Here is a 21,911-nt window from a genome sequence, read left to right as displayed (position 1 = left end):
GATCTGCCGCCAATGCGCATCTAGGGCCTGGACCTGATAGCGCTACCAGATGTGGCCGTGAACGAAAGGCGAAAATGGCGGCGTCAGCGATTCGTCTCCGATTCGTTCCGGCTTTGGTCGAGAGGTTAATTTCGGTCGGATTTTCGCCCGTTCGAGATCGGGCGAAGATCGTCACTCACGACGACGAAAATAGGAACAGGAGGGAGTCTTGCGATTCAGCATGTAGTGGGAAAAAGTGATTCAAAATCAATACTTAGCCGTGAACAAAAGCTGAATCAGCGGGAGTCGTCGATTCGTCGCTGATTCGTTCTCACGCTGTTCCGAATCGGAAATTCGCGCGTTTCGGACGACTCGCAAAGGTCGTAATCCCCGAGGCATTTTGAAATCTGCCCTTGCGTTTGCGGCGGCAGCTGTCCATGTGTTGTCCAGCTTCCATCGGGAGCCAAGATTTTCCTGGGGCCACCCCGCCTCATTTGCATGGACCCATGACTCTGACTTCGCAGCCGATGATTCTGAGTGGGCGCGGTGTGACCGCGGTGCTCGGGCCGACCAATACCGGCAAGACCCATTATGCCATCGAGCGCATGGTCGCGCACGGGACGGGCGTGATCGGCCTGCCGCTCCGGCTGCTGGCGCGCGAGGTCTACACGCGGGTGGTCGAGAAGGTCGGCGTGCAGAATGTGGCGCTGGTCACCGGCGAGGAAAAGATTTCGCCGCCCAATGCCCGTTTTTCCGTCTGCACCGTCGAAGCGATGCCGCGCGAAACCAAGGCCGCCTTCGTCGCGATCGACGAGGTGCAGCTTGCCGGCGATCTCGAGCGCGGCCATATCTTCACCGACCGCATCCTGCATCTGCGCGGCCGCGAGGAAACGCTGCTGCTCGGCGCGGCGACGATGCGGCCGATCCTGCAGCTGCTGCTGCCCGGCATCACTATCGTCGAGCGGCCGCGGCTTTCGCATCTTTTCTATGCCGGGCAGAAGAAGATCACCCGGCTGCCGCAGCGCTCGGCCATCGTCGCCTTCTCCGCCGACGAGGTCTATGCCATCGCCGAGCTCATCCGCCGGCAGCGCGGTGGAGCGGCGGTGGTACTCGGTGCGCTCAGCCCGCGCACCCGTAATGCGCAGGTTGCGCTCTATCAGGCGGGCGACGTCGAATATCTGGTGGCGACCGATGCGATCGGCATGGGCCTCAACCTCGATGTCGATCACGTCGCCTTTGCCCAGGACCGGAAATTCGACGGTTACCAGTTCCGCAATCTCAATCCGGGTGAACTCGGCCAGGTCGCCGGGCGCGCCGGGCGCGCCGGGCGGCACGTGCGGGACGGGACCTTCGGCGTCACCGGGCAAGTCGCGCCCTTCGACGACGAGCTGGTGCAGCGCATCGAAGGACACGAATTCGACAACGTCAAGGTTTTGCAGTGGCGGACGACGGAGATGGACTTCGCCTCCATCGCGTCGCTGCGCGCCAGCCTCGAGGCGGGTCCGCGCGTGCCGGGGCTGACACGGGCGCTGCCTGCGGTCGACCAGCAGGCGCTCGAACAGCTTTCGCGTTATCCCGAGGTCATCGATCTCGCCGATAGGCCGGCGCGCGTCGAAAAACTCTGGGAGGCTTGCGCGCTTCCCGACTATCGGCGTATCACCCCAGCACAACATGCCGATCTTATCTCGACCCTCTTTTCCGATCTCGTCCGCTATGGCACGGTGAACGAGCAGTTTCTTGCGGAGCAGGTTCATCGCTCCGATCGAACAGATGGCGAAATTGACACGCTTTCGGCGCGAATCGCGCAGATAAGGACCTGGACCTACGTTTCGAATCGGCCCGGTTGGCTTGCCGATCCGACACACTGGCAGGAAAAGACGCGGGAAATCGAAGATCGATTGTCCGACGCGTTACATGAAAGGTTGACGAAACGCTTTGTTGATCGCAGGACATCTGTGCTCATGAAGCGCCTGAGAGAGAATGCGATGCTGGAAGCTGAAATCAGTGTGAATGGCGATGTCTTCGTTGAAGGACATCATGTAGGGCAGTTGAGCGGATTCCGTTTCACGCCGGTGGCGGGAACGGACGGACCGGATGCCAAGGCGGTTCAGGCTGCGTCGCAGAAGGCGCTCGGGCTCGAGTTCGAAGCCCGCGCGGCGCGGATGCATGCCGCCGGCAACAGCGATCTGGTGATCGGTTCGGATGGGTTGATCCGTTGGCTGGGCGACCCGGTGGCGCGGCTTTCGGGCAGCGATCACATCATGCGCCCGCGCGTGATCCTGCTGGCCGACGAGCAACTGACGGGCAATGCCCGCGATCACGTTGCCGCCCGGATCGAGCGCTTCGTCAATCATCATATCAGCACGGTGCTGAAGCCGCTCGACGACCTGTCGCGCGCCGAGGACCTGCAGGGTCTCGCCAAGGGGCTTGCCTTCCAGCTCGTCGAGAATCTCGGGGTGCTCTTCCGCCGCGACGTGACCGAGGAGGTGAAGTCGCTGGACCAGGAGGCCCGCGCCTCCATGCGCCGCTATGGCGTGCGTTTCGGCGCCTACCATATCTTCGTTCCCGCACTTCTGAAGCCGGCGCCTGCCGAGCTCATCACGCTGCTCTGGGCGCTGAAGAACGACGGCCTCGACAAGCCGGGCTACGGCGATCTCATTCCGGTGCTCGCCGCCGGCCGCACCTCCGTCGTCACCGATCCGAGCTTCGAGCGGATGTTCTACAAGCTCGCCGGCTTCCGTTTCCTCGGCAAGCGCGCCGTGCGTATCGACATCCTGGAACGGCTTGCCGATATCATCCGTCCGCTGCTGCAATGGAAGCCCGGTCAGAACAACCGTCCGGAGGGCGCCTATGATGGCCGCCGCTTCACGACGACGACGGCGATGCTGTCGATCCTCGGTGCGACGCTCGAGGACATGGAAGAAATCCTCAAGGGTCTCGGCTATCGCGCCGATGCCGTGAAGGCGGAAGAGGCATCAGTCCATCTTGCGGCGCAGGATGCGGCCTCAGTGCCTGCCGCCAGCGCGCAAACGCCTGCGGAAGAGACAGCCGAGAAGGCCGATCACGACGATGCCGATGGCGCCGCGGAAGAGACTGCTGCCGAGCCAGCCACAACCGAGGCGGCTTCGGCGGTCGCCGACGCGCCGGTGACGGAAGCCGTCGAAAGCCCCGCTCCGGCCGAAGCGATCGAGGCAGCCGCTCCGGCGGAAGCCTCTGCTGCCGGGGGAATCTCCGCTCCTGCGGAAGCGGAAGCGGCTTCCGAGGAAACAGGACCTGCTCCTGGGGAAGCCGGCGAGCCGACGGAACCGAAGCCGGTTCTTCTGTGGCGTCTTGGCGGTCGCAACGACAATCAGCGCCAGGGGCGCGGCGGGCATGGCGAACGCCGTGGCGCCCAGGGCGAGCAGCGCGGTCAGAACCAGGAGCGCGGCGACCGCAATCGCCGGCCGGGCGGCGGTGAAGGCGGCGAGGGCAATCGCGGCGGCGACGGCCGCGACAACAATCGCCAGAATCGCGGCAAGGAAGGCGGCGGTCGCGATGGTGGCCGGCCGCAGCAGGCAAGAGGCGATCGCAACAACCAACCACGGGGCGACCAGCCGCGCGGCGACCGGCAGGATCGTGGCGATCGCAAGGATCGCGGCGAGCGTAACGATCGCAACAACAATCGTGGCGGCTCGCAGCCGTTGCGCTTCGAGGCCAAGCCGCCGCGCAAGGAGAAGCCGATCGATCCGGATTCGCCTTTCGCCAAGCTCGCAGCTCTCAAGGAGCAGATGAAGAAGTAATCATGAGCGGGGAGACACAGCCGACAAGCGGTTCGCGCCAGCGCATCGACAAGTGGCTGTTCTTCGCGCGCATGGTGAAGTCGCGCTCGCTGGCGCAGAGCCATATCCAATCGGGCCATGTGCGCATCAACGGCGAGCGTTGCAGCCATCCAAGCCAGATGGTCAAGCCGGGCGACCGTATCGAGCTGACGATGGAGCGGCGCGATGTCGTTCTCGTCATGCGCCTTGCCGGCGAACGGCGGGGGCCTTACGAGGAGGCGCGCCTGCTCTACGACGACCAATCCCCGCCGCCCGATGAGGCAAAACGTCTCACGCCCTACGAGCAGGCGATCCGGGCGACCGGCACCGGCCGTCCGACCAAAAAGGAAAGACGTGCAATTGACAGGCTGATGTCGGACGAGGATTAGAAAACTCTGTCTGCGGCGGCGGCTTTTGCAGATCGTTTATCCTTGAAATCCGGCGATAAAGCCGATAGGTCACTGACAACCTGCCGGAAGCGTGCTTGCCTCCCAAGCCTGCTCACGCTTTTCCTCCGGCACGGGGATAGGCGCGACGTTCCAGGTTGCCCGGCCCCATCCGCATGGAAATCCTGGAGTTCTTCATGACCTATGTCGTGACCGACAATTGCATCAAGTGCAAATACACCGATTGCGTGGAAGTCTGCCCTGTCGACTGCTTCTACGAGGGCGAGAATTTCCTCGTCATCCATCCCGACGAATGCATCGATTGCGGCGTCTGCGAACCTGAATGTCCCGCCGAGGCGATCAAGCCCGATACTGAGCCGGGCCTCGACAAATGGCTGAAGATCAATACCGAATATGCCACGATCTGGCCGAATATCACGGTCAAGAAGGACCCGTTGCCCGAGGCCAAGGAAATGGATGGCGAGACCGGAAAATTCGAGAAGTATTTTTCGGAGAAGCCCGGTTCCGGCGATTGAGACAGCGCCCGCATCCGGTCCCCGGATTCGGGCGACCGCGGGGCGAAACGTTTTAAAAGCTGCGTGAGGCATATGGGTGACATGTGTTGCCCGCATGACTCAAGCGAAGCAAATTATTGATTTCCTCATATTTTTATGATAGGTTTCGTCTACTGTTCCATTTGTGGCATGACGCATGCCCAAAACCATCACGAAAGCAAAACAAATCCGTACACGGTTTCCGTGACATATCAACGCTTTGAGCGCCGGGTCCCAAGATCGTGCGCAAGAAGTCTTTGCTTTTGCCCGATGGGACCAGAGTGAAGTCACCCGACGGATACTACCGTCTCACCCGGGCCTGACTGACCCGGCTCCGGCCGCCGCCGGAAGCGTAACAGGGAGTTTTTGAATAGAATGACGACTCAGCAGAAAAAGCCTTCTACAGCACGTCACGGCTTCAAGACCGGTGAATCAATCGTCTACCCCGCTCATGGCGTCGGTACCATCACCGCTATCGAAGAGCAAGAAGTTGCCGGCATGAAGCTCGAACTTTTCGTTATCGATTTCGAGAAGGACAAAATGCGTCTGAAGGTTCCGGTCGCGAAGGCCATGAGCATTGGTATGCGCAAGCTTTCGGAAACGGATTTCGTCGAGCGTGCTTTGAAGGTTGTGCAGGGCAAGGCGCGCGTCAAGCGCACCATGTGGTCCCGCCGCGCCCAGGAATATGATGCCAAGATCAATTCCGGCGACTTGATTTCCATCGCTGAAGTCGTGCGCGATCTCTATCGTGCCGAGAACCAGCCTGAACAGTCCTATTCCGAGCGTCAGCTTTATGAGGCTGCGCTCGACCGCATGGCGCGCGAAATCGCCGCGGTCAACAAGATGTCGGAAACCGAAGCCGTCCGCCTCGTCGAGACCAATCTCAACAAGGGTCCGAAGCGCGGCAAGGCGATCGAAGAAGACGATTCACAGGACGAAGCCGCATAAAGCGACCCTGTTTTTCTGTCAAAAAACCCGGCCTTCGAGCCGGGTTTTTTTATTGGAACTTTTTCCCGATTGCCGCGTTTACCACACGTAATTGCGGACTGCTCGTCGGGCAATGGCCTCACGGGCGAACTGCTATTCCGTCAATGTTCGATGAGGAGCGGATCATGCCTTTTCTATATTGCCCATCCGGCAAGGTGAAGAAACAGATCCTGCCCAGCCGTCTTACCGGCACATGATGAGAAATAGGGCCTCCCCCTGAAAAGTCCAGGGGCGAGGCTTTTATGCATTCAGAACCCCATTCAATCCGGACAGCGATGTTCCGGAAGATGAGTTTTATTGTTCATTTCAGGGCGAGAGGCCTGTTTCGGGAGATTGAAATGAAGAACATGTCTGCAGATCGGCGCATGATCAAAATCGCGATGGCCGCGCCTTATCTCGCCCGCCAGGAAGAGCACGATCTCGCCACCCGTTGGAAGGATCATGACGACCGCGGTGCGCGCAACCAGATCGCCATGGCCCATATGCGTCTCGTCATATCCATGGCGGGCAAGTTCCGCAATTTCGGCCTGCCGATGAGCGATCTGGTGCAGGAGGGTTATGTCGGTCTGCTCGAGGCCGCCGCCCGCTTCGAGCCGGAACGCGACGTGCGCTTTTCCACCTATGCAAGCTGGTGGATCAGGGCGTCGATCCAGGATTATATCCTGCGCAACTGGTCGATCGTGCGCGGCGGCACCAGTTCGGCGCAAAAAGCGCTGTTCTTCAATCTGCGCCGTCTGCGCGCCAAGCTCGCCAAGGGTGACACGCAGCTGACGCTGCAATCCATTCACCAGGAAATCGCCGCGGCCCTCGGCGTCAGCCTCTCGGATGTGCAGACGATGGATGCCAGGCTTTCCGGCAATGACGCCTCGCTGCAGGCGCCTTCGGTCTCCGGCGATGCCGAGAGTGCCGAGAAGATGGACTTCCTCGTCAGCGACGATCCCCTGCCGGACGAGCAGGTGTCCAACATGATCGACGGCGAGCGCCGCCGCGTCTGGCTCGCCTCGGCGCTGAAACATCTCAACGAACGCGAGATGAAGATCATCAGCGCCCGGCGACTGGCGGAAGACGGTGCCACGCTCGAAGAGCTCGGTGCCGATCTCGGCATTTCCAAGGAGCGCGTACGTCAGATCGAAAGCCGGGCGATGGAGAAGCTTCGCAGCGCGCTCGTCAGCGCCGATCCGCATATGGCCGCCTACGCCTGAACCGAAAGCGCGTCGCGCTTTCGGTGATTGTCGCAAAACCGCCGCACAGTTTTGCGCGAGATGTTTATCCCCTCCAGCAGCACAGACTGGCCCGGCGCAAACCGGGCCTTTTTTATTCGGCGATGATCTTGACGCGATCGCCTGTTGCAACGGCTGCACCCGTGGGCAGGGCGTTGATGAGCTTGAAGAGATCGAGCTTGCGGTCTGTGCCCATCATGCGGGCGGCGAGTGTCGAGATGTTCTCACCCGGCCGGACGGTGACGACGCGGATGCGCAGCGGCTTCAGCGAGGCGGTCTCTGCCGGCGTCATGCGGCGGAAGCTCGCCCGCAGCACATTCGCCGTTGGCTCAAGGGCGCCGCTGCCTTTCGGCACGGCGGTCAGGAAACGGAAGATCTGCGAATTGTTGCGGATCACGGTCACATCGAAATCCCAGCGGTCGGCGCTGGCGCGCGCGGTGGCTGCTTCCATGCCGTTGATGGTGATCGGCTGGATGGTCGACGGGTCGAGCCCTGTCACCCAGCCGCTGGAAATATAGTTGGTGAGGCTCTGTTTCTCGTTGTCGGCGACGCCGTCGAAGCGGACTGCGATGTCGTTCGGGCCGGTGGCCATCACCGCTTCGACCTTGTTGTCGATGTGGAAATCCGGCGGCACGTCGAAACGGATACCTAGGCCGCCATGCAGGAAAGTCTGGCCGCGCACATAGCCTTCTTCCGGGCTGTCGCCGTAGAGCAGTCCGTCTATGCCGTCGAGATAATAATTGCGACCCTTGTCGCCGACCGAGCCTTCCTGGCCGAAGGCGCGGGCGTGGGTGCGGGCAAGTTCGATACGCTGGGCCGAATTCGGATGGCTCGACAGGAAGTCGAGGCTCTGGTCGGCTTCGGGATCAACCGACATGAAGCGACTGTAAGCGGCCATCGAATCGAGGAACCGGGCGGCGGCATAGGGGTCGTAGCCGGCTTCGCCGAGCATGCGCACGCCGATGACATCGGCCTGCAGTTCCTGCTGGCGGGAGAAGGCGGCGAGCCGTAGTTTGCCGCGGGCAAGCGCCTGCTTGCCGGCGATGTCGCTGGAAAGGACTTCGGCGACGACGCGGCTGGCGATGACCTCAGCCTCTTCGCGCTTCTGCCGCTCGATGCCGTGGTTTGCCGTCACATGGCCCATTTCGTGCGACAGCACGGCGGCGACTTCCGAGGCGTCGTTGGCAAGGGCGAGCAGGCCGCGGGTGACGTAGAGATAACCGCCCGGCAGCGCGAAGGCGTTGATCGCCGGCGAATTCAGAATGGTGATGCGGTAGGACTGGCTCGGATTTTCCGACACAGCCGTCAGCGCGCCGGCGATGCGGGCGACCAGGCGCTCGGTTTTGGCGTCCTTGTATTCGCCGCCGTAGCTGGCCACGATGCGCGGATGCTCACGAGCGCCCATCGCCGCGCGCGGATCGTTCTTCTGCACCTCGTCGACGATCTGCGGATTGGAAGAAGGCGAAACACTGGGCTGATAGGATTGGTCGATCAGCGATTGACAGCCATTCAGCGCCATTGCGAGGGCCGAAAGCAGCATCATGCGACGCGCGAAGCGCCGCGGCGCGGAGATGGCATCACTGGAAAGCGCGGGCGATTTCCACGTCGTCAAGCTGTCCAGTCTTATTCTCCGCATCATGTCGCTGTTTTGCCGGTTTGCCGCAGATTCGGACCGACCGTGGCAAGGGGAACTCAACAGGTGCGCACCCCTGATCTCGCGCTGCACAATCGGCCGATACAAGTCGTTGCTGTAGCTGATTTACGCATCGGTTGCATAGCGAGACTCTGTTTAAATGTGGCGCCGTTGCATTTTAGCAAGCCTCAGGCATTAAGGCTTCCTTTCGCTCGGATGAAATTATGGCGAAAGTTCCGTCACAAAGCCGAGATTCGACGACGGTGCGGAAAAAGAACGGCCCGATTGAAGCAACCGGCTCGATAGCGACAGTCCTGCGAGAAAATTGCAACCCTTGATACAGGCATCGAGAGGGAACGCCTCCTGATGAAGCATTCTCTTGCAGGTAACGATTCGACTATTCGGCAGCTTCCGCCGCCGGTTGCGGCTTCGTCGTCTCGCCGGCGCGGGGCAGTTGCACGGGTTTCAGCATGATGGCAGCGGCAAGGCCGATCAGCGCAATGGCGCAGGAGGTCATGAAGAGCGGCGAGAATGCGGCAGCATAGGTGTCGGCGACGGCCTGGCGGCTCGCTTCGGGAAGGGCGGCCATCATTTTCGGCGTCAGCTGCTTGATATCGGCGACGCCGGGAATGGAGACGCCGACCTTGCCGAGCTCGGAGGCGATGATGGCGCCGTAGATGGAAATGGCGATCGAGGCTCCGCCCATGCGCGACAGCGTCACCGAGCCGGTGGCGGCGCCGACGTCGCGGGCGGGTGCTGCATTCTGTACGCCGATGACGGGAACCTGCTGGGCAAGGCCGATGCCGATGCCGTGCAGCATCATGACCGCGCCGATGAAGGCGATCGGCGTTCCGGCGTGGATCTGCGACATCAGCGCAAAGGCGATGGCGCTGCAGGTGAGGCTTGCGATGGCGAAGGGCTTGTAGCGCCCCGTCTTCGAGATGATGCGGCCCGCGGAAAGCGACCCGCAGACGAGGCCGCCCGTCAGAAGGATGAAGAGCAGGCCGGCGGCAGACGGCGAAAGGCCGGTCGTGGTCTGCAGAAAGAGGGCGAGATAATTGACCATGCCGATGGCGATCGCGCCGCCCATGATCGAGATCACCAGGAGCAGGCTGACGGTCGAATTGCGAAACAGCTGCAAGGGAACTATCGGTTCGGACGCGCGGCGCTCGACGAACACCCAGGTGACGGCGCAGACGACGCCGAAGACGACGATGCCGATACTCTCAGGCGAAATCAATGCACCGAACAGTTCGCTGCTGTCGGTGGCAAGCACGATGCTTGTCGTCGTCATGGCAAGCAGGAGCGCACCGGCATAATCGATCTTGGGGCGGCGATGCGGTTTGCGGTACGGCAGCATGAAGGCAAGGCCGGCGAGCACGATGAAGCCGATCGGCACGTTGACGAGGAAGATCGAGCGCCAGCCGAAGAGATCGCTCATCGTACCGCCGAGCACCGGGCCGATCGCGCCCGATGCCATCAGCACGAGGCTGGAATAGCTTTGGTAGCGCGCCCGCTCGCGCGGCTCGAACAGGTCGGCGTTGACGGCGAAGATCGATACCATGATGCCGCCGCCGCCAAGGCCCTGCAGCACGCGGGCGGCGATCAGCGTGTCCATCGAGACCGCCAGGCCGCAGACTGTCGATCCGACAGTGAAGATCATGATCGCCGTCATCATCACGTATTTGCGGCCGAACAGATCGCCGAGCTTGCCGTAGACCGGCATGACGGCGCTCAGCGACAGGAGATAGGCCGAGCCGATCCAGCCGAAGCGCTCGAGATGGCCGAATTCGCCGACGATCGTCGGCAGAGCCGTGGAGACGATCTGATTATCGAGCGTCGCCATGAACATGGCGGTCATCAGGAAGAAGAAGAGAATAAGCCGGCGACGAGGATCCGTCACGAGCGGCGCAGGCGCGAGTTGCATGTCCATGGGAGGCATCGTTCCGGGTTTACGTACTTTTATGTGCTAACAGCATATAGTTGTCAATGGCACATTAATGACATCGGCATATTCAATTTTTGAATCGGCTCTGTTATGGTCATGTGATGAGCGACGTCCTGACCAAGACCCCTTCTGTGGAGCCGGCCGAGCCGGATCGTGAAAACGTGCCGCGTATCGGCCGGAGCATGGCGCGCATGCGGCTGATGACCGGGCGGCGGCTGATCGGCCGGCTGGCGATCCAGAGTGCTGCCCCAGGCCTCGAGCTTTCGCATCTCGACGTGCTCGATGCCGTGCGCAGGGCGCAGCCTGCCGGCGAGGTCACGGTCGGCATGATCGCGGAGATGCTGCGCATCGATCCGTCACGGGCAAGCCGGGTGGTGGCCGACATGGTCGGGCGCAACGTGCTGCGCCGCGAGGCCTCGCAGGCCGACGCGCGGCGGATCGTCGTTGTCATGACCGAGGTCGGCCAGGACCTGCTTGCCGAGATCGTCGCGCAGAAGCTTGCGATCATTTCCGAGATCGTTTCCGACTGGCCGCAGGAAGATGTCGAGCGCTTCGCAGCGCTTTTCGAGCGCTTCATCGGCGGCTACGAGGCGGTTTTCCTGTCGCGCGACAAGGATACACCGGGCTGAGGCAGACGCCGGCGTTCGCCGGCCCTTCCCCTCGACCCCTCGTTTGCGCTAAGGGCAATGCCCATGAGCCAATCCACCTTCACCATTCTCCTTGGCGGCGAACTCAGCCTGACGGAGCGCCTGCGCGATGCCATCGAAGACAGCCGCTTCATTGCGGCCGATGGCGGCATGCGGCATGCGGCAGCACTCGGTATTGCGCCGGAGCTCTGGGTCGGCGATTTCGATTCGACGCCTGATGATCTCGCTGGTGCATTTCCCGATGTGCCGAAACAGCCCTATCCGGCCGCGAAGGCGGCGACGGATGGCGAAATCGCCGTGGCGGAAGCAATCGCGCGCGGCGCGCGGCGGCTGATCCTCGCCGGTGCGCTCGGCGGTGAACGTTCCGACCACGCGCTTCAGCATCTGTTGTCGGCCGTCAGTCTGGCGGAAGAGGGTTTCGACCTGCTGCTGACCTCGGGCAAGGAAGAGGCAGTGCCGCTGGTGGCCGGTACGATCGAACTGGACCTTCCCAAAGGCAGCCTGTTTTCCGTGCCCGGATTCAGCGAGCTGAGAGGGCTTTCCCTCGAAAATGCGCGTTATCCGCTCACGGATTTCCATCTGCCTTTCGGCTCGTCGCGCACCATTTCCAATGTTGCGGAAGGCAAGGTTCGCTTTTCGCTCCGCAGCGGCCGGGCAATTGTGCTCGCCCGGCCCTATGATCTTTCCGGAGTCTGATTTTTGGCCCCTCCCATTCTGAAACTCGACGATATCTTCCTGAGCTTCGGCGGTGCACCGCTTCTGGCGGGTGCTGGCCTGCAGATCGAGCCCGGTGATAAAATCTGTCTCGTCGGGCGCAACGGCTCGGGAAAATCGACGCTGCTGAAGATTGCCGCCGGCCTGGTCGAGGCGCAATCCGGCGAGGTCTTCCGCCATCCGTCCTCGACGGTGCGCTATCTCGAACAGGCGCCGGATTTTGCCGGCTTCAACACGGTGCAGGCCTATGCCGAGGCCGGCCTCGGGCCAGGCGATGACCCCTATCGTGTCACCTATCTGCTGTCGCATCTCGGTCTGAGCGGCGATGAAGACCCCAAAATGCTGTCCGGTGGCGAATCGCGGCGCGCAGCCCTTGCCCGGGTTATGGCACCGGAGCCGGACATTCTTCTGCTCGACGAACCGACCAACCATCTCGACCTGCCGACCATCGAATGGCTGGAAGGCGAGCTGCAAAAGACGCGCAGCGCCTTGGTGCTGATTTCGCACGACCGGCGTTTCCTCGAAAAGGTCTCGACGGCAACCGTCTGGCTCGACCGCGGCACCTCGCGGCGGCTCGACAGAGGTTTTGCGCATTTCGAAGCCTGGCGCGACCAGGTGCTGGAGGCCGAGGAGCTGGAGCAGCACAAGCTCGGCAAGTCGATCGAGCGTGAGGAGCACTGGCTGCGCTACGGCGTCACGGCGCGGCGCAAGCGTAACATGCGCCGTCTCGGCGAGCTGCAGACGATGCGCTCGAACTATCGCGGCCACAAGGGGCCGCAGGGCACGGTGCAGGCGACGGTTTCGGACGCGCAGGAATCCGGCAAGCTGGTGATCGAGGCCGACAACATCACCAAGAGCTTCGGCGAGCGGGCAATCGTCACGCCGTTTTCGATCCGGGTGCATCGCGGCGACTGCATTGGTCTGGTCGGGCCGAACGGCGCCGGCAAGACGACGCTGCTGAAGATGCTGATCGGGCAGCTTTCACCCGATAGCGGCATCGTCAAGCTCGGTACCAATCTGGAGATTGCGACGCTCGACCAGAAACGCGAGGATCTTGATCCCGAGGATACGCTTGCCAACTATCTCACGGATGGGCGCGGCGAAAACCTGCTCGTCAACGGCGAGCAGCGCCATGTCACCGGCTACATGAAGGAATTTCTGTTCCAGCCGGAACAGGCGCGTACGCCGATCAGAAACCTCTCTGGCGGCGAACGCGCCCGGCTGATGCTGGCACGCATCCTTTCGCGCCCGACGAACCTCTTGATCCTCGACGAGCCGACCAACGATCTCGATATCGAAACGCTCGATCTTCTGCAGGAAATTGTCGCCGGCTTTCCCGGCACCGTCATTCTCGTCAGCCACGACCGCGATTTCCTCGACCGCACCGTGACCTCGACGATTGCACCCGCCGTGCCGGATGCGCCTGATGGTCGCTGGATCGAATATGCCGGCGGCTACTCGGACATGCTTGTACAGCGCAAGGGCGCGCTCGAGGAGCGTAAGAGGGCCGAGAAGGCGGCGGAGAAGCCGAAGACCCAGCAAGCAACAGCTTCAGGCAGCTCGAAGGTCAAGCTCTCCTTCAAGCAGAAATTCGCACTGGAAAACCTGCCGAAGGAAATGGCGAAGGCCGAAGCCGAAATCGCCAAGCGCGAACAGGTGATGGCAGATCCCAATCTTTTCACGCGCGATCCTGCAACCTTCAACCGGCTTGCCGGCGAGATGGAGAAACTGCGCGCCAGCCTGACTGACATGGAAGAAGAGTGGCTGGAGCTCGAAATGCTGCGGGAAAAGCTGGAAGGCTGAGATTTTCTCGAGGCTCGAGGCTCACTTTTCCTTGATTCGTCAGCGTGTCGTCCTGCGGCATAAGGTGCCGTCCGGCAGCCGGGGATATTGCCGATCGCAATGGCGACAAGGAAAAGTCATATGTCTCGCAAGCCACATTCCCGTTTTCTCACAGCACTTACCGCCGGCAGCCTCGTTGCGCTTGCCCTGTCGCAAGCCGCACAGGCGCAGGCTGCCCAGCGCATTCGTGTTCGCGGCGCAATCGAAAGCCTCACCGGCGATACGCTCGTCGTCAAGACGCGCGAGGGCAAAGATGCGACGGTCGCGCTGAAGGCCGGCTGGAAGGTCGGCGGCATCAGACAAGCTTCCGTCGAGGATATCAAACCCGGCGATTTCGTCGGCGTCGCTTCGCTTCCGAAGGGCACGGGCCCGGACGGGGCGATCGAGGTGCTGATCTTTCCGGCGTCGATGAAGGGAACCGGTGAGGGCAACCGTCCTTGGGATGCGCAGCCGAACAGCCAGATGACCAACGCGACTGTCAGCAACGCCGTCAAATCCGTCGACGGCCACACGATCACGCTGACCTATCAAGGCAAGGAAAAGACCATCACGATTGCCGATGGCACGCCGATCGTGACGTTGACGCCTGCGACCAAGGATGATCTGAAGCCCGGCGCCGGCGTCGTAGTCACCGGCGAGACGGCGGCGGATGGCAGCATCTCGGCCAGCCAGATCGCCGTCGGTCTCAACGGCGTCATACCGCCGATGTGACCAGCGGCTCAAATCCTCGTCTTATGCATGCCGTCATCCCAAAACCGCTCCACACTTTTGGACGGCATGCATTAAAGCGCCGGCGCGGGCACGGCGGCAGCGCCGGCACTGGCGCTGGCGCCGGTCTGGACGGCAGGCGGCGGTTCCTCGGATTTTGACGGCAGCGCCTGCAGATGCAGCACGCGCGGCTTCAGCGCCTCGAGATAGGCCTCGGAGCGGCCGATATAGATCATGCCGCTTTCGGGCATCGAGGTGAGCAGTTTGGCCATTGTTTCCTGCAATTCCGGCTCCATGCCTTCCAGCACTTCGTCGAAGATGATCCAGCGCGGGCGCACGAGAAGCAGCCGGGCAAATCCGATCGCTTTCTGCTGGTCGCTGTCGAGCAGCTTGTCCCAGCGGGCGCGGGTTTCGAGCCTTGCGATCAGCGAATGCAGACCAACCTTGTCGAGGGCCGCCTCGACGTCGGCTTTCTCGTAGGCTTCGGGACGTTCGGGAAAGGCCAGCGCCTCGCGCAATGAGCCGCCGGGGACATAGGCCAGCTGAGGAACGAAGAGCATGTCGTCGATCGGCGGCAGGCCTATCGTGCCGCTGCCGCACGGCCAGAGGCCGGCCATCGCCTGGAAGAGCAGCTTGCGGTTGACGCTGTGATCGCCGTTGATCATGATCTTTTCGCCGGCCTTGATCACGACACTGGTTTCACGCAGGCGGAAACCGCCGCATTCCTCGATGTCTTCGCCGACCTTGGCGACGATCACCACGTCCTTCAGCGTCAGCGTGTCGGGCGCGGCGTTTTCATAGGCGATGCTGTCCTTCAGGTCGAAGTCCTCTTCCATCTCGACCAGCGCCTGGCGGAAATCGGTGACGCGCATCAGCGTGGCGCGCCATTCGGCGATCGGGCCGAAATTGGACACGTACCAGCGCAGCGCCGTGTTGACCTGGTTGAAGGCACCGACGGACATCATCAGCTGGCCGAGGGTGAGACCGCCGGAGAAATAGGCGGGGGCGGCGACGATGATCGGAATGACGATCACCAGCCAGCCATAGCCGGCCGAAACCCAGGTGAGATTGGTATTGGCCATGGCAAGCCGCTTGACGACTGTCAGGACCGAGCTGATATCGGTGTTGATGCGCCGGCGCTCGTTCTCCTCGCCGCGGGCAACAGTAATTGCCGGCATGTTCTCATTGGCATGCATCAGCGTGAAGCGAAGCTCGGCTTCTTTCGAAAAACGGTCGGCATTGAGCTTCACCAGCTTCCGACCGACGACCTGACTCAGCACCGAGGCGGAAGCGGCATAAAAAATCGCCGCCCAGACCATGTAGCCCGGAATGGAGAAGCTATGGCCGCTGATGCGGAAGATGAAGCCGCTGGAAAGTTCCCAGAGCACGCCGATGAAGCTCACCAGAAGAATGGTCGACTGCAGCAGGCCGAGAACCAATCCCGTCGTGCTTTCGGCGAGGTTGCGGGAATCTTCGTGCAGGCGCTGGTCCGGATTGACGCCGATCAGGCCGCTGGAGGCGAGCCGCAGCGCTCGCTTGCGCTTCAGCCACTGGTCGACCAGATCGCGCGACAAGCCTTCGCGCATATAGAGCGCCGTCATCTGATTCAGCCAGGCCTGCAGCACGTTGAGCAGCAGCAGTGTGCCGGCGATCATCGCGAAGATTTCGAGTTGGTGGAAGAATTCGCCGAGGTCGCGGCGCTCCAGCGAGTCGTAGAAGGGCGCATTCCACTCGTTCAAAATGACCTGGCCGTAGGACGTCGCCAGGATAACGAGGATCAGCACGGTCGCCAGAAACAGCACCTTGCCACGCACTTCCGAATTCCAGAATGCTGAGAACATGACGCCGAGGCGATATGTCAGGCTTAAATCATACCCTACCCTATCCTGCCTCCGGATGCCCGGCCTCCCCTCGATTTTATCTGCCATTACGCTTTTCCAAATCGCCCATACCCTTATAAATAACATGGTGGCGTTACCGGTCTATCAACAGATTCTATCAGTCATTAAAGTGTGATGATGCTTGCATGAGTCTCTCCTGCATGTATTCGCCAGTTGATTCGCAATCCGACTGGGTCTAATTAAGGCCTCCGTGGTGATTTGGCCGGCCGGCTTGCAGCCACGTTAAAAAAGTCGCTAAAGGGCCGCGTGCGGACCGGTAGCGATTTTTGTCGCCGCCGGTTTTTTGTTTTTGATCGAGTGTCCGCAATGCCCATCAAGATCCCCGATACGCTGCCCGCCTTCGAAACCCTGGTTCAGGAGGGTGTGCGGGTGATGACCGAGACGTTGGCGATCCGTCAGGATATCCGACCGTTGCAGATCGGGCTGCTCAACCTCATGCCGAACAAGATCAAGACCGAACTGCAGATGGCCCGCCTCGTCGGCGCCTCGCCGCTGCAGGTGGAGCTGTCGCTCATTCGCATCGGCGGCCACAAGGCGAAGAATACGTCCGAGGATCATCTTCTTGCCTTCTACCAGACCTGGGAGGAGGTGAAGCACCGCAAGTTCGACGGCTTCATCATCACCGGGGCGCCGATCGAGCTTTTGCCCTATGAGGACGTCACCTATTGGCCGGAGATGAAGGAGATTCTCGACTGGACGGAAACGAATGTCCATTCGACGATGAACGTCTGCTGGGGCGCGATGGCGGCGGTCTATCATTTTCACGGCGTTCCGAAATACGAGCTGAAAGAGAAGGCCTTCGGCGTCTACCGCCACCGGAACCTGAAGCCTTCCTCGATCTATCTCAACGGCTTTTCCGACAATTTCGAAGTGCCGGTGTCGCGCTGGACCGAGGTGCGCCGCGCCGATATCGAGAAATCCGAAAGCCTGGAGATCCTGATGGAGTCCAGCGAAATGGGCGTCTGCCTCGTGCACGAGAAGAGAGGCCGGCGGCTCTACATGTTCAACCATGTCGAATATGATTCCACCTCGCTTTCCGACGAGTATTTCCGCGACGTCAATGCCGGGGTGCCGATCAAGATGCCGCACAATTACTTCCCGCATAACGATCCGGCGCTTGCGCCGCAGAACCGCTGGCGCAGCCATGCGCATCTTTTGTTCGGCAACTGGATCAACGAAATCTACCAGACCACGCCCTTTGATGTGGAAGAGATCGGCACCGATCTCTGACCGTTGCCAATCGCGCTGCGAGCCGATGCCGCGCACTACTGCTGAGGCTCTTCTTTCTGATCCGCCGGTTGCGGATCGAAGCAAATCCGGGCAGGTTCCTGTCCTGAAGCCTACCACACCGCGCGTCTTCGTCGGACGTGCAATGCACACTTTCAATCGCTGCACATTCCTCAAATCGATTCCGAATTGAGGAATGTGCAGCAGGGACAGAATGGACGGTCGATCATGTCGGATAAGTTGGAGCGGGACGTTTTCGGGCAGACGCAGGCGGGCGAGACCGTCTATCGCGTCGTGATCAAGGGCGGCGGGCTGACGGCCAAGATCATCAGCTGGGGCGCGGTCATCCAGGATCTGCGCCTCGAGGGACATGACGCGCCGCTGCAACTCGGTTTCGACGATTTTGACAGCTACCCTCTCTATTCGTCCTACTTCGGCGCGACGCCCGGCCGCTGCGCCAACCGCGTCGGCGGCGGCAGGTTCACGCTTGACGGCAAGGACTATCAGCTCGAGCCGAATGAAAACGGCGTCACGCATCTGCATGGCGGCAGCGACAATATCGCCAAACGCAATTGGACGATCGTCGAGCATGACGTCGACCGCGTGGTGCTGAAGATCGTCGATCCCGATGGGCGCGCCGGCTATCCCGGCAATTGCACCATCCAGGCGACGTTCTGGGTGCATGGCAATGGTGAACTGTCGATCACCTACGAATCGACCAGCGACCAGCCGACGCTCGCCAATGTCTGCCAGCACGCCTATTTCAATCTCGACGGCCGCGAAGATGCGCTTGGCCATGACATCATGATAGCCGCCGATCACTATCTGCCGACCGATGAGAAGCAGGTGCCGACCGGCGAGATCCGTCCCGTCGAGGGTACGGAATTCGATTTCCGCGAGATGGCGCCGATGAAGCGTTTCGTAGGCAGCCAACAAGCCTTTTACGACCATAATTTCTGCCTGTCGGGCGAGCGTGCCGCCAAGCGGAGCGTCGCGCTTGCCCGCAGCCTGTATTCCGGTGTGTCGCTGGAAGTGCGCAGCACGGAGCCAGGCGTGCAGTTCTATGCCGGCTTCAAGCTCGATGTCGGGGCGCCCGGCATCGGCGGGCGCAAATACGGCCCATTCGCCGGCTTTTGCCTGGAGACACAGGTCTGGCCGGATGCCATCAATCACCAAGGTTTTCCGAATGCGGTCCTGCGCCCCGGCGAAGTGCTGCGCCAGGAGACGGATTATATCTTCACCAAGAACTGAGCATCCTCCAGCGCCGCGCGTTCTTAAACGCGCGGCGCTGTCGACGCACGGCTGCCAAATTTGAGCGCTATGAAACCCTTGCTGGTCCGCCGGCGAGGGTTTTTTCGTTCCGCGCTCGATTCCGTCTTGCCGATTGGTTCTATATAGGTTCTATTGTGCGCCCATGGATAGAACCAGTCTGATAGCGGAACTGAACAGCCGCGGCCTGCGTGACGAGGCGCTGACCGGGCCGCTCTACAAGCGGCTGGCGCAGACGCTGACCGGCCTCATCCAGGAAGGGCTGCTGAAGCCCGGCACCGCGCTGCCGGGTGAACGAGACCTTGCCGAGGCTCTGAAGCTCGGCCGTGTCACCGTGCGCACCGCCTATCGCGATCTGATGGCATCCGGCGCACTGGAATCGCGCCACGGAAGCGGTACTTTCGTATCGAGCAGGGTGGAGCGCATGGAACAGTCGCTGTGGCGGCTTTCCTCCTTCTCCGCCGACATGCGCTCGCGCGGGCGTCTGCCGGCCGCACGGATATTGTCGCGGGCGGTCAACACGCCGTCGCCGGAGGAATCCTTCCTGCTCGGCCTCGGCGGCGACGAGCCGGTGCTGAGGCTCGACCGCTTGCGCCTTGCCGACGGCCTGCCGCTGGCGATCGAACGCGCCGTGGTGCCGATCAAGTTCCTGGGACACGATGCCGGCGGTGAGGGATCGCTCTACGATGCGTTGACGGCCAGCGGCCACAGGCCCGTGCGCGCGCTGCAGCGGCTGACCGCGGTCACGCTCGACCCCTCCTCCGCCGCGATCCTGAACGTCAAATCAGGCGCGCCGGCGCTTCTGATCGAACGTGTGTCGCGCTTGGAAGACCAGCGCGTCGTCGAATACACCCGCTCGCATTATCGCGGCGATGCCTATGATTTCGTTGCCGAATTGAGAATCGGAGATGACCTATGAATGACAACCAGTCACTGATGCTGCAGGAAGCCGGCCAATCGCCAGAGGTGGTCGCCACGCTGCTCGAAAAGGAAAAACCGGTCTTTGCCGAGATCGCCCGGCTGTTTTCGTCCGCTCGCCCGAGCGTGGTGACGACGGCGGCGCGCGGCTCCTCGGACCACGCCGCCACCTTCTTCAAATATCTCTTCGAGATCACCTGCGGCGTTCCGGTCGCCTCGGTCGGCCCGTCGATCGCTTCCGTCTACGGTGCGGCGCTGCATCTGAAGGGCGGTGTCCATTTCACCGTCTCGCAGTCGGGTGCCAGCCCCGACATCGTCGCGCTGCAGGATGCGGCGAAGAAGGGCGGAGCAACGACGATCGCCGTCGTCAACGTCACCGACAGCCCGCTTGCGAAGCAGGCCGATATTGTTCTCGGTCTCAATGCCGGTGCTGAAAAGAGTGTCGCGGCGACAAAATCCTTCATCGCCTCGGTCGCAGCCCTTTCCGGGGTGACGGCTGCGATCGGCGGTGCGCCCGACCTGCAGGCCGCGCTCGGCAAGCTGCCGGAGGCGTTGTCGGCGACCGCCGGGATCGATACGGCGGCAGCCGAGGACGTGCTCTTCAACGCGACCTCGCTTTATACGGCCGGCCGCGGCCCGGCTTTCGCGATCGCGCTCGAAGCGGCGTTGAAGGCCAAGGAGACCTCCGGCCTGCATGCCGAGGCTTTCTCGCTGGCGGAATTGATGCATGGTCCGATGCGCCTGGTGCAGCCGGGCTTCCCGATCGTCGCCTTTGCGCCCGACGATGCGGCCTTCGCCAACAATGTGCAGGCGCTGGAACGCCTGCAGAAACTCGGCGCCACCACCGTCGGTTTCTCGACGCAGCCGCTTTCCGGCGTCCATCTGCGCGTGCCGACGACGGGCAACGGCCTCGTCGATCCGCTGGTATCGCTGCTTGTCTATTACCGGCTGATCGAGTCGGTGACGCGCCGCAAGGGCTTCGATCCCGACAAGCCGGCAAACCTGCTCAAGGTGACGGAGACGGTCTGATGGGACGCAAGATCTTCCTCGGCGCCCGCATCTTCGACGGTGAGCGCTTCCATGACGACAAAGCCCTCATCGTTGCCGGCGGCCGCGTCGAAGCGATCATGGCAAGAAATGATCTGCCGGACGGCGAGCTGGTGACGCTTGCCGGCGGTGTTCTGTCGGCCGGCTTCATCGATGCGCAGGTCAATGGCGGCGCCGGGTGGATGCTGAACGACGAGCCTTCCGTTGCCTCGATGGACATTATCGCCGGCGGGCACCGACCCTATGGCACGACGTCGTTGCTGCCGACGCTGATCACCGATTCATCAGAGGCCTCCATTGCCGCCATCGAGGCGGCCAAGCAGGCAGTGAAAATGAACCGCGGCGTTGCCGGCCTGCATCTCGAAGGCCCGCATCTGGCGCCTGCGCGCAAGGGCGCGCATCTCGCCGAACTGATGCGGCCGGTGGAGGACCGCGATGTCAAGGCCTTAATCCGGGCCCGCGAGGCGATCGGCACGCTGCTCGTCACCATGGCCGCCGAGCAGGTGACGGTTGCCCAGGTGCGCGAGCTTGCGGAAGCCGGCGTCACCGTCAGCATCGGCCATTCCGATTGTTCGAGCGAGGCGGCGGAAGAACGTTTCGATGCCGGCGCGCGGGGCGTCACGCATCTCTTCAATGCCATGAGCCAGTTGGGACACCGGGCGCCCGGTCTCGTCGGCGCGGCGATCGATCATCCTTCGACCTGGTGCGGTATTATCGCCGACGGCCATCATGTCGATCCGAAGGCCCTGCGCACGGCGCTGCGCGCCAAACGCGGCGAAGGCAAACTGTTCTTCGTCACAGACGCGATGTCGCTCGTCGGGTCGGAAAAGGACTCGTTCACGCTGAACGGGCGCATCGTCCGGCGCGAAAGGGGCGGCTTCTGCTCCAAGCTGGTGCTGTCCGACGGCACGCTGGCCGGTTCCGATGTCGACATGATCTCGACGATCCGTTACGGCGTCACCTATCTCGACCTGACGCTCGCCGAGGCCTTGCGCATGGCGACCCTTTATCCCGCGCGGTTCCTCAGGCTTGGCGATCGCGGCCATCTCTCGCCGGGCGCGCGTGCCGATCTCGTGCATCTCACCGATGCGCTTGCCGTCACCGCCACCTGGCTCAGCGGCGAAGCGACCTGAA

17 protein-coding genes and 1 riboswitch are annotated in these 21,911 nt (G+C 62.0%); of the genes, 14 read left to right on the top strand and 3 right to left on the bottom strand.

Annotated elements, in window-relative coordinates; translation table 11 throughout:
- Positions 1-485: 485 nt before the first annotated feature.
- From BA011_RS19105 to BA011_RS19085, 5 genes are all read left to right on the top strand, one after another.
- On the top strand, positions 486-3,758 hold the full coding sequence (locus BA011_RS19105) for a helicase-related protein (RefSeq protein ID WP_065281610.1): 3,273 nt from the start codon (positions 486-488) through the stop codon (positions 3,756-3,758).
- A gap of 2 nt (positions 3,759-3,760) precedes the next feature.
- Positions 3,761-4,165: an RNA-binding S4 domain-containing protein gene (locus BA011_RS19100; RefSeq protein WP_017962526.1), complete on the top strand. Its 405-nt coding sequence runs from the start codon at positions 3,761-3,763 to the stop codon at positions 4,163-4,165.
- 194 nt (positions 4,166-4,359) lie between these two features.
- Positions 4,360-4,698 (top strand): ferredoxin FdxA, encoded by a 339-nt coding sequence (gene fdxA, locus BA011_RS19095; RefSeq protein ID WP_003567552.1) that lies wholly within the window; start codon positions 4,360-4,362, stop codon positions 4,696-4,698.
- Positions 4,699-5,091: 393 nt separating this feature from the next.
- Complete coding sequence (locus BA011_RS19090) at positions 5,092-5,664, top strand: CarD family transcriptional regulator (protein ID WP_003543775.1); 573 nt, start codon at positions 5,092-5,094, stop codon at positions 5,662-5,664.
- 377 nt (positions 5,665-6,041) lie between these two features.
- The gene (locus BA011_RS19085) at positions 6,042-6,905 is read left to right on the top strand and encodes an RNA polymerase factor sigma-32 (protein ID WP_012759432.1); all 864 of its coding nucleotides are present in this window, start codon (positions 6,042-6,044) and stop codon (positions 6,903-6,905) included.
- Between the two features lie 112 nt (positions 6,906-7,017).
- Here the strand turns inward: BA011_RS19085 and BA011_RS19080 are convergent, their stop codons facing one another.
- Both BA011_RS19080 and BA011_RS19075 read right to left on the bottom strand, forming a co-directional pair.
- The gene (locus BA011_RS19080; RefSeq protein ID WP_065281609.1) at positions 7,018-8,562 is read right to left on the bottom strand and encodes a M48 family metalloprotease; all 1,545 of its coding nucleotides are present in this window, start codon (positions 8,560-8,562) and stop codon (positions 7,018-7,020) included.
- 391 nt (positions 8,563-8,953) lie between these two features.
- A complete protein-coding gene (locus tag BA011_RS19075) occupies positions 8,954-10,489 on the bottom strand; it encodes an MDR family MFS transporter (RefSeq protein ID WP_065281608.1) in 1,536 nt (511 codons plus the stop codon).
- 116 nt (positions 10,490-10,605) lie between these two features.
- On the opposite strand from BA011_RS19075, the gene BA011_RS19070 reads away from it, so the two are divergent.
- The 4 genes from BA011_RS19070 (at position 10,606) to BA011_RS19055 (ending at position 14,418) form a co-directional block, all read left to right on the top strand.
- Positions 10,606-11,133 (top strand): MarR family winged helix-turn-helix transcriptional regulator, encoded by a 528-nt coding sequence (locus BA011_RS19070; RefSeq protein WP_027668531.1) that lies wholly within the window; start codon positions 10,606-10,608, stop codon positions 11,131-11,133.
- A gap of 57 nt (positions 11,134-11,190) precedes the next feature.
- On the top strand, positions 11,191-11,847 hold the full coding sequence (locus tag BA011_RS19065; protein WP_186806462.1) for a thiamine diphosphokinase: 657 nt from the start codon (positions 11,191-11,193) through the stop codon (positions 11,845-11,847).
- A gap of 3 nt (positions 11,848-11,850) precedes the next feature.
- Positions 11,851-13,668, top strand: coding sequence for an ABC-F family ATP-binding cassette domain-containing protein (locus tag BA011_RS19060; RefSeq protein ID WP_065281606.1), 1,818 nt, complete (start codon positions 11,851-11,853; stop codon positions 13,666-13,668).
- A gap of 120 nt (positions 13,669-13,788) precedes the next feature.
- A complete protein-coding gene (locus tag BA011_RS19055; protein WP_065281605.1) occupies positions 13,789-14,418 on the top strand; it encodes a hypothetical protein in 630 nt (209 codons plus the stop codon).
- A gap of 71 nt (positions 14,419-14,489) precedes the next feature.
- Here BA011_RS19055 and BA011_RS19050 read toward each other — a convergent pair whose 3' ends face one another.
- Positions 14,490-16,382, bottom strand: a complete 1,893-nt coding sequence (locus BA011_RS19050; protein ID WP_186806461.1) for an ABC transporter ATP-binding protein/permease — start codon at positions 16,380-16,382, stop codon at positions 14,490-14,492.
- A gap of 114 nt (positions 16,383-16,496) precedes the next feature.
- Positions 16,497-16,574, top strand: a riboswitch (SAM riboswitch).
- A 48-nt stretch (positions 16,575-16,622) separates the two neighbouring features.
- On the opposite strand from BA011_RS19050, the gene metA reads away from it, so the two are divergent.
- The 5 genes from metA (at position 16,623) to nagA (ending at position 21,910) form a co-directional block, all read left to right on the top strand.
- Positions 16,623-17,546, top strand: coding sequence for a homoserine O-acetyltransferase MetA (gene metA / locus BA011_RS19045; RefSeq protein ID WP_065281603.1), 924 nt, complete (start codon positions 16,623-16,625; stop codon positions 17,544-17,546).
- Between the two features lie 225 nt (positions 17,547-17,771).
- Complete coding sequence (locus tag BA011_RS19040; RefSeq protein ID WP_065281602.1) at positions 17,772-18,794, top strand: aldose epimerase family protein; 1,023 nt, start codon at positions 17,772-17,774, stop codon at positions 18,792-18,794.
- Positions 18,795-18,957: 163 nt separating this feature from the next.
- Positions 18,958-19,731, top strand: coding sequence for a GntR family transcriptional regulator (locus BA011_RS19035; RefSeq protein ID WP_003543751.1), 774 nt, complete (start codon positions 18,958-18,960; stop codon positions 19,729-19,731).
- A complete protein-coding gene (locus BA011_RS19030; protein ID WP_065281601.1) occupies positions 19,728-20,759 on the top strand; it encodes an SIS domain-containing protein in 1,032 nt (343 codons plus the stop codon). Before BA011_RS19035 ends, BA011_RS19030 begins: the two co-directional genes overlap by 4 nt.
- Positions 20,759-21,910, top strand: coding sequence for an N-acetylglucosamine-6-phosphate deacetylase (nagA, locus tag BA011_RS19025; protein ID WP_065281600.1), 1,152 nt, complete (start codon positions 20,759-20,761; stop codon positions 21,908-21,910). The genes BA011_RS19030 and nagA overlap by 1 nt, the downstream gene beginning before the upstream one ends.
- The last annotated feature ends 1 nt before the right edge of the window (position 21,911 follow it).

This window comes from Rhizobium leguminosarum, assembly GCF_001679785.1.
In the GTDB taxonomy this organism is placed as follows: Bacteria; Pseudomonadota; Alphaproteobacteria; order Rhizobiales; family Rhizobiaceae; genus Rhizobium; species Rhizobium leguminosarum_R.
This window is presented reverse-complemented; position numbering and strand designations above follow the sequence as displayed.

Bases quoted from the DNA above. Each gene is read 5' to 3' on its own strand.
- BA011_RS19105 (WP_065281610.1), top strand. From the start codon at position 486: ATGACTCTGACTTCGCAGCCGATGATTCTGAGTGGGCGCGGTGTGACC.
- BA011_RS19100 (WP_017962526.1), top strand. From the start codon at position 3,761: ATGAGCGGGGAGACACAGCCGACAAGCGGTTCGCGCCAGCGCATCGAC.
- fdxA (WP_003567552.1), top strand. From the start codon at position 4,360: ATGACCTATGTCGTGACCGACAATTGCATCAAGTGCAAATACACCGAT.
- BA011_RS19090 (WP_003543775.1), top strand. From the start codon at position 5,092: ATGACGACTCAGCAGAAAAAGCCTTCTACAGCACGTCACGGCTTCAAG.
- BA011_RS19085 (WP_012759432.1), top strand. From the start codon at position 6,042: ATGAAGAACATGTCTGCAGATCGGCGCATGATCAAAATCGCGATGGCC.
- BA011_RS19080 (WP_065281609.1), bottom strand. From the start codon at position 8,562: ATGATGCGGAGAATAAGACTGGACAGCTTGACGACGTGGAAATCGCCC.
- BA011_RS19075 (WP_065281608.1), bottom strand. From the start codon at position 10,489: ATGGACATGCAACTCGCGCCTGCGCCGCTCGTGACGGATCCTCGTCGC.
- BA011_RS19070 (WP_027668531.1), top strand. From the start codon at position 10,606: ATGAGCGACGTCCTGACCAAGACCCCTTCTGTGGAGCCGGCCGAGCCG.
- BA011_RS19065 (WP_186806462.1), top strand. From the start codon at position 11,191: ATGCCCATGAGCCAATCCACCTTCACCATTCTCCTTGGCGGCGAACTC.
- BA011_RS19055 (WP_065281605.1), top strand. From the start codon at position 13,789: ATGTCTCGCAAGCCACATTCCCGTTTTCTCACAGCACTTACCGCCGGC.
- BA011_RS19050 (WP_186806461.1), bottom strand. From the start codon at position 16,382: ATGTTATTTATAAGGGTATGGGCGATTTGGAAAAGCGTAATGGCAGAT.
- metA (WP_065281603.1), top strand. From the start codon at position 16,623: ATGCCCATCAAGATCCCCGATACGCTGCCCGCCTTCGAAACCCTGGTT.
- BA011_RS19040 (WP_065281602.1), top strand. From the start codon at position 17,772: ATGTCGGATAAGTTGGAGCGGGACGTTTTCGGGCAGACGCAGGCGGGC.
- BA011_RS19035 (WP_003543751.1), top strand. From the start codon at position 18,958: ATGGATAGAACCAGTCTGATAGCGGAACTGAACAGCCGCGGCCTGCGT.
- BA011_RS19030 (WP_065281601.1), top strand. From the start codon at position 19,728: ATGAATGACAACCAGTCACTGATGCTGCAGGAAGCCGGCCAATCGCCA.
- nagA (WP_065281600.1), top strand. From the start codon at position 20,759: ATGGGACGCAAGATCTTCCTCGGCGCCCGCATCTTCGACGGTGAGCGC.